Source organism: Rhodococcus sp. T2V (assembly GCF_029269925.1).
In the GTDB taxonomy this organism is placed as follows: Bacteria; Actinomycetota; Actinomycetes; order Mycobacteriales; family Mycobacteriaceae; genus Rhodococcus_F; species Rhodococcus_F koreensis.
On record NZ_JARJBD010000292.1, the window covers coordinates 1 to 1,400 of the forward strand.

General features: G+C 66.4%; 1 protein-coding gene. It reads right to left on the reverse strand.

Features of this window, described 5'->3' with window-relative positions; genetic code table 11:
* Positions 1–1,400: pyruvate kinase (gene pyk, locus P3H15_RS53960; RefSeq protein ID WP_276144816.1), on the reverse strand; the 1,400-nt coding region annotated here is incomplete at both ends.

Genomic DNA, 1,400 nt, shown 5'->3' on the forward strand with positions numbered 1-1,400 from the left:
TCTTCGCCGATTCTGTGGACGTGGATCAGGTTGGTCGAGCCTACGGTGCCGGGCGGCGACCCCGCCACGATGACCACGAGCTCACCCTTCTGATACCGACCCAACCCCAGCAACGCATTGTCGACCTGCCGCACCATCGCATCCGTACTGTCCACCGGATCGACGATGAACGTCTCCGTCCCCCACGTCAACGACAACTGACTGCGCACCTCCGGCAACGGCGTGAACGCCAGCAACGGCAACGGCGTGTGCAACCGCGCCAACCGCCGCACCGTGTCCCCGGACTGCGTGAACGCCACCAACGCCTTCGCATCCAACCGCTCCCCGATGTCACGGGCCGCATACGAAATCACCCCCCGCTTGGTCCGCGGCACATGCGTCAACGGCGGCACCTGCGTGGACTCGTTCTCCACCGCCTCCACGATCCGCGCCATCGTCCGCACCGTCTCCATCACATACTTACCCACCGACGTCTCACCGGACAGCATCACCGCGTCCGCACCGTCGAGCACCGCATTCGCCACATCCGACGCCTCCGCGCGGGTCGGCCGCGAATTCTCGATCATCGACTCCAGCATCTGCGTCGCCACGATCACCGGCTTCGCGTTCTCCCGCGCGATCTGAATCGCCCGCTTCTGCACCAGCGGCACCTGCTCGAGCGGCAACTCCACCCCCAGGTCACCGCGCGCGACCATCACCGCATCGAACGCCAGCACGATCGCCTCGAGGTTGTCGATCGCCTCCGGCTTCTCCAGCTTCGCGATCACCGGGATCCGCCGACCCACCCGGTCCATCACCGCGTGCACCAACTCCACATCCGCCGGCGACCGCACGAACGACAACGCGATGAAGTCAACACCCAGCGCGAGCGCGAACTCCAGATCCGCGATGTCCTTCTCCGACAACGCCGGAACCGACACGTTCATCCCCGGCAGCGACACACCCTTGTTGTTGCTCACCGGGCCGCCCTCGGTGACCCGGCAGATCACGTCGTTGCCCTCCACCCCGGAGACGACGAGACCGACCTTGCCGTCGTCCACCAGCAACCGGTCGCCCGGCCGGGCGTCCTCCGCCAACTGCTTGTACGTCGTCGAGACCCGGTCGTGGGTGCCCTCACACTCCTCGACGGTGATCCGCACCTCCTCACCGTTGGCCCACGTGGTGCGACCCTCCGCGAACCGGCCCAACCGGATCTTCGGGCCCTGCAGGTCGGCCAGGACACCGACCGCCTTGCCCGTCGCATCCGAGGCCGCCCTCACGCGTTTGTAGTTCTCCTCGTGGTCGGCGTGCTCGCCGTGGCTGAAATTCAGCCGCGCCACGTCCATACCGCTTTCGACGAGCTCGCGAATACGGTCACCGGTGGCGGTAGCAGGTCCAAGTGTGCATACGATCTTCGTGCG